This window comes from Clostridium sp. (assembly GCF_032552055.1).
Classification (GTDB): Bacteria; Bacillota; Clostridia; order Clostridiales; family Clostridiaceae; genus Clostridium.
Genome location: NZ_JAWGSV010000183.1, coordinates 1 through 6,187, shown reverse-complemented (window position 1 = coordinate 6,187; position 6,187 = coordinate 1). Strand labels below are relative to the sequence as shown.

6 protein-coding genes are annotated in these 6,187 nt (G+C 29.5%); 1 reads left to right on the top strand and 5 read right to left on the bottom strand.

The window, feature by feature from the left end:
* The 3 genes from E6248_RS11695 to E6248_RS11685 form a co-directional block, all read right to left on the bottom strand.
* On the bottom strand, positions 1-1,292 hold a 1,292-nt coding region (locus E6248_RS11695), incomplete at its 3' end, for an acetyl-CoA hydrolase/transferase C-terminal domain-containing protein (protein WP_316340979.1).
* A 390-nt stretch (positions 1,293-1,682) separates the two neighbouring features.
* Positions 1,683-2,720, bottom strand: coding sequence for a nucleoid-associated protein (locus tag E6248_RS11690; protein ID WP_316340980.1), 1,038 nt, complete (start codon positions 2,718-2,720; stop codon positions 1,683-1,685).
* 255 nt (positions 2,721-2,975) lie between these two features.
* On the bottom strand, positions 2,976-3,632 hold the full coding sequence (locus tag E6248_RS11685) for an HAD family phosphatase (protein WP_316340978.1): 657 nt from the start codon (positions 3,630-3,632) through the stop codon (positions 2,976-2,978).
* Positions 3,633-3,969: 337 nt separating this feature from the next.
* On the opposite strand from E6248_RS11685, the gene fba reads away from it, so the two are divergent.
* Positions 3,970-4,833, top strand: coding sequence for a class II fructose-1,6-bisphosphate aldolase (gene fba, locus E6248_RS11680; RefSeq protein ID WP_316340977.1), 864 nt, complete (start codon positions 3,970-3,972; stop codon positions 4,831-4,833).
* Between the two features lie 116 nt (positions 4,834-4,949).
* Here the strand turns inward: fba and E6248_RS11675 are convergent, their stop codons facing one another.
* Together E6248_RS11675 and E6248_RS11670 are read right to left on the bottom strand one after the other, a co-directional pair.
* Positions 4,950-5,783 carry a ZIP family metal transporter gene (locus E6248_RS11675; RefSeq protein ID WP_316340976.1) on the bottom strand — a complete coding sequence of 278 codons (834 nt, stop codon included), beginning with the start codon at positions 5,781-5,783 and terminating at the stop codon, positions 4,950-4,952.
* A gap of 75 nt (positions 5,784-5,858) precedes the next feature.
* Positions 5,859-6,187: CYTH domain-containing protein (locus E6248_RS11670; protein WP_316340975.1), on the bottom strand; the 329-nt coding region annotated here is incomplete at its 5' end.

The following is a 6,187-nucleotide window of genomic DNA, read 5'->3' as shown; positions in this document are numbered from 1 at the left end:
CTTAATAAGTCCTCCCTAAACTTTGGATGCGCTATACTTATTAACCTTTCAACTCTCTCTGCAATAGTTGTGCCCCTAAGTTCTGCAACTCCATATTCTGTAACAACCATATCAACGTCATTTCTTGATAAGCTTACAGCTGCCCCTTGTTTTAAGAATGGAACTATCTTTGATATTTCTTCTCTCTCCCCTGTTTCCTTATTCTTAACCATAGCAGTAGAATAAAGAGCTATAAATGAACGTCCATTTTTAGACATTTGAGATCCAACAGCAGTATCAGATTGTCCACCTGTTGCACTAAATTGCATTGGTCCTATTGATTCTGATGCACATTGACCAGTTAAATCTACTTCTAAAGAAGTATTAATTGAAACTTGATTATCATTTTGTGCAATTACATATGGATCGTTTGTCCAATATCCATCCATCATCATAATTGATGGATTATCATCCAAGAAATCATAAAGTTCTTTTGTTCCAAGAGCAAAACCTGCAACATGTTTCCCATAATTAAAATTCTTTTTCTTACCAGTTATAACTCCTGCCTTTATTAAATTCATTATTCCAGTAGTAAACATCTCTGTATGAAGCCCCAAGTCTTTTTTATCCATTAATGAAGCTGCAACTGCATTTGGAATACCTCCTATTCCAAGTTGAATACAATCTCCATCATTAATTCTATCTGCTATAAACTTTCCAATTAATAAGTCTTTTTCATTAGGCTCAGAATCTGGAAGCACTGGAACTGGATAATCAGTCTCAACTAAATAATCTACATCACTTATATGAATCTCTACATCACCTAATGTTCTTGGATAATTTTTATTTACTTCTAATATTACTAAATCTGCTTCTTTTAGTATTCTCTTCTCATAAATATTACTTAATGATAAAGATAAATATCCATGCTTATCTGGAGGTGTAGCTGTTCCCATATATATATTTGTCTTTTTATGAAATTGTCTCTTAAAAGCTGTTAAATGAAGATGATTCGGTATAAGTGATACATTCCCATTTTTTTGAGCTTTTCTCATAGGTCCAGTATAAAACCATCCATCCATTCTAAATGAATCTTTATATTCCGGATTCATAAAATACTCAGCAGGTACTTGAGGTAAACAAGTAGTAACCGTAACATCCTTAACTTTATCAGCTATTTTATGTAAATTACTTAAAATATCCCTTGCCTCAGCACCTCCCAATCCTGTAACTATTACATCACCACTTTTAATTAAACTTAAAGCTTTATCTATTGTAATGTACTTCTCTTTAGATATATTATTCTCTCTCATATTGATACTCCCTTAACCTTTTTAAATCTATCTATTTTTGTAAATTCATATTTTTAATTCATTATTTAGCATTTTTCTAAAACACTATAAATTATTCAAGAATTTACATTTATTATATAATTCAATGGTAAATCTTTACACCATCATTGTCAATATCTATTATTAACTTTTATTAATTTCTAAGTAATAATAAATATCAGCTATTAAAGTTGTTGTTTATCCTAATAAATTATACAAATTATTAAATTATATAATTTTTATTCTAATAATTGTTAAAGAGATAATAAAATTAAAATTATAAAAGAGATAATAAAACTGCTTTAGCTTTATTACCTCTTTTACTTTTAAATAGAAAATAAATAATACTTTATTCTATCTATATCTTGAATTTTATTTTTCTATATAGTTTATAACATGCTTTATTACCATATTAATGCTTCCATCACCATTTCTTTGTATTTCAAACTTACTATTATCATGGTAAGCTTCTTCATCAATATATAAGTCTATCTCTTTATCTATTTTTAATCTTACTCTTTTAAGCTTTTTTTCTACCCATTGTTTATCTATGGCTACATCATCTAATCCATGCCCTTTAACGAAATTAGAAAAATCATTTTGAACTTGAGGATCTTCTTTAAATAGCTCAGTAGATAAGTTATCTATATTTATTACTTCCTCTTCCTTTAATTTAGCCTTTACAGCTGTTCTTATTCTTTCAGCCTTATCAGCATCTTCTGTAATATTATTTCTAGTCCAATTTTCTGCAGCCTTAAGGAAAGTTTTCGTCATATCTCTTTCATTATTTATAATACTACAACCAAGGAAGTTGTTTATAAAGTAATTTGCACCATATTCATCTTCTTCCTTACTCTTCTTTTGCTTGTCAATTATCATAAGGTTATATTTTTCCTCTTCCCTTATAGGCTTTATAAATGCTGCCTTTTGAATTCTTTGACTGCTAGCTGGAAGCCCTGCTGATTGTGGTACAATACCTATTCCAATCTTATTATCTATAAAATCTACTTGATGAGTAAAGTTCCTTACATAATCCATTTTTAATATTCCTATCATCGGACCTTGATCTGTTATTATTGAAACTATAAGTAAATCACAAGATGGAATATTAACATTTCCCTTCATTATTATAAATAGTTGCCTTGCAAGCTCTTGAGATAATCCAATTAAATTATTATCTATACCATTTAAATAATCTTGAACAACTTCCTTAACTATATTTCTTTCTTCATTAAATACAGCATATTTAAGTTCTTCATCTTTAAAACACTTTTCGATATGTCTGTGTACAAACTTATATATATCCTCATTTAATTCAAGACTATATTCATTTAGAACAGGTTCCTCTCCATTAGAATCTAATATATGAATAATCGCCTCTTGTATATCAATCTCACTTATGTACTCCATAATCAATAGTAAAGGGGTTCCCCTTCACTAAACTCACCACCATTCTTATAACTTCATATAAATATTGCAAAGATAAAAAATGAAAGAATGAAGGAATGAAAAAATGAAGAAATTTAAGAAGTTTTGCTATGCAAAACCTACTAAATTATAAAGATAGTATTATAAAAAAATCTATAAAGACTTTTATTCAACATTTTTTCATTCTTTAATTTTTTAATTCTTTCATTAATAAAATGCTTAGCATTTTATAATCTACTATAGATTTTCAATTACGTCTATTACTTCTTTTAAGTTGTTTAGCTTTTTATATGCTAATTCTTCTATTTCCTTATCTGGTTCTTTTAAATCTGGAATTACTATAGGCATCATCCTACCTCTACTTGCTGCTATAGTTCCAGCTTCCGAATCTTCTAAGACAATACATTCATTAGGCTTTACATCTAACTTTTTAGCAACAGTTAAAAACACCTCTGGATCAGGTTTTGATTTTTTAACTTCATCACCACATAATATGTAATCAAAATAATGAAAAATATTAGCATCTTTTAATAAATTATATGCAACTTCCCTATTTGATGATGTAGCAACTGCCTTTTTAATATTCTTATCTTGTAAGTATTCTAAAAGCTCATCTAATCCTGGTTTCTTTACTACCTCATCATTTTCTATTTTCTTAAAGAAAATTCTTCTTTTTTCTGCCATATAATCATCAACATTTATCTTGTCCCCAAATTCTCTAAATAATGCATTACGAACATTTTCATGATTGGTTCCAAGTAATTTATAAAGTAAGCTTAATTCAAAATTTATATTAAACTTCTTAGCCGCTTCCTTCCATGAAGCATAGGATAATCTTTCTGTATCAAATATTAACCCATCCATATCAAAAATAACTAATTGTAAGTTTTTCATTAGTTAAACCTCCACTCTCTTTTGTCTATTATATATTATAATATAAATTCTCCATAAAATATTATTAGATTCATCTTATCAAAATATTTGAATTACATAGTAATTATTTACAAAAACTCAAAAATAATTATTTAAATTGAATAAACACTAAATATATATGGAAATTTTCTCATTATTTATATACCTTGGAAGGCAAAAACTAATTTTTTTGTTTAAATTAAATCTATTTTGAGTTATAATATATAGTAATGAGGACAACTATTTAGTTATTCTCCTTACTACAGTTAACTTTATAGCTTAATTGTAATAAAATATAAATTAATGGAGGTATTATACCATGTTAGTTTCTGCAAAGGAAATGTTAAATAAAGCTAAGGCAGGCAAATACGCTGTAGGTCAATTCAATATCAATAATTTAGAATGGACTAAAGCAATATTATTAACTGCTCAAGAAAATAATTCACCAGTTATATTAGGAGTATCAGAAGGTGCTGCTAAATATATGTGTGGTTTCAAAACTGTAGTTGGAATGGTAAACGGAATGATGGAAGAATTAAACATCACTGTACCAGTTGCTATTCACTTAGACCACGGTAGCTACGAAGGTGCTTTAAAGGCTATTGAAGCTGGATTCTCATCAATCATGTTTGATGGATCTCACTATCCAATAGATGAAAATATTGCTAAGACAACAGAAATGGTTAAGTTAACTTCAGAAAAAGGATTATCTTTAGAAGCTGAAGTTGGATCAATCGGTGGAGAAGAAGATGGAGTTGTTGGCGCTGGAGAAATCGCTGATGCTAACGAATGTAAAGCAATCGCTGATTTAGGAGTTACAATGTTAGCTGCTGGTATCGGTAATATTCACGGAGTATATCCAGAAAACTGGCAAGGACTTAGCTTTGAAGCTTTAGAAGCTATAAGCAAAGTTACAAACAACGTTCCACTAGTATTACACGGTGGTACTGGAATCCCTGAAGATATGATTAAGAAAGCTATCTCTCTTGGAGTATCTAAAATCAATGTTAACACTGAGTGTCAATTAGCATTTGCTGAAGGTACAAGAAAGTACATCGAAGCTGGAAAAGATACACAAGGAAAAGGCTTTGACCCAAGAAAGCTTTTAGCTCCAGGATTTGAAGCTATTAAAGCTACAGTTAAAGAAAAAATGGAATTATTCGGATCAATTAACCAAGCTTAATTCCATTAAACTAAGAAGTATCACACTATGTGATACTTCTTTTTTTGTACTTAATTGCGCAAGAGTTTTTAACGTAGGCTAAGAAATTTAGTCTAGGCTAAAACTTATTACAAATTTTATCCTAATGCTACATCTAAAATCATCATAACTATAAATCCAAGTATTAATCCAAAAGTAGTTAATTTTTTATTTTCTAAAGATGCTTCTGGTAGTAACTCAGCTCCTACTACAGCTATCATTGCTCCTGCTGAAAATGATAGTAAAAAAGGTAACATACTTCTTACAGTTAAAGCAGCTATTACACCAATTACTCCTGCTATAGGTTCTACTATACCAGATGCTTGGCCATATAAAAAGCTTTTAAATCTTGAAATCCCTTCACTTCTTAATGGTAAAGATACCGCTGCCCCTTCCGGAAAGTTTTGTAATCCTATTCCAATGGCTAATGCTATAGCTGCCGCTATTGATGTACCTGGAATACCTGCTGCTACTCCACCAAAGGCTACTCCAACAGCTAATCCTTCAGGTATATTATGAAGTGTAACTGCTAAAACAAGCAAAATACTCTTTCTATATTTAGTTACTTTGGAACTACTTCCTTCTTCACTTTCTTCTACCTCTTCTTTTTTTAATACTGAGCCATATGAATACTTATCCATAAGCTTATCTGCAAAAATTAAAAATGCTCCTCCTAGGAAAAATCCTATACTTGGAATTATAAATCCACTATAGCCTAGTTGTTCTGAAAGATCTATAGCAGGACTTAATAATGACCAAAAGCTTGCAGCAATCATTACTCCAGCCCCAAAACCAAGCATAGTATTTAATATTCTCCTATCAAACTTCTTAAAGAAAAAAACTAATGCTGCTCCAAGGGCTGTTACTAACCATGTAAAAATTGTTGCAAGTAGTCCTTGAACTATTGGACTTTGATTAATAAACCATTCCATACTTAATCTCCTTAGTACTTAATAAAATCCTTATTATAAATTACTAAGAAGTTTTACTTTTTGTTACAAAAATTTTTATAATCCCTTACCTTTATTATTTTTAGCTAATCCTCTTTCCTCTAATAACTCATAAATAGTTTTAGAAGTTGTGTCTTCAATGCTATATCCAAGTAATGCAAGTATTTCTTTTAATCTTTCTTCAGAGGTTGTTTCAATTTCTAAATATGGGAAAGGACAAAAACTCTTATCATTAATATCAATTTCCACTAGAGAATCCATTACTTTATAACTTTCTCTATATTTTTTAATTGACTCTTTTAAAACTAAACCTAATGAAGCATATATCTTAGCTGCTGCTTCCTTATCTTCCACTATTGTTTCATTTTCTTCCATTACTTTAAAGG

What these genes read in the sequence shown, in the direction of transcription:
- E6248_RS11690 (WP_316340980.1), bottom strand. Translation starts at nt 2,720, where the DNA reads ATGGAGTACATAAGTGAGATTGATATACAAGAGGCGATTATTCATATA.
- E6248_RS11685 (WP_316340978.1), bottom strand. Translation starts at nt 3,632, where the DNA reads ATGAAAAACTTACAATTAGTTATTTTTGATATGGATGGGTTAATATTT.
- fba (WP_316340977.1), top strand. Translation starts at nt 3,970, where the DNA reads ATGTTAGTTTCTGCAAAGGAAATGTTAAATAAAGCTAAGGCAGGCAAA.
- E6248_RS11675 (WP_316340976.1), bottom strand. Translation starts at nt 5,783, where the DNA reads ATGGAATGGTTTATTAATCAAAGTCCAATAGTTCAAGGACTACTTGCA.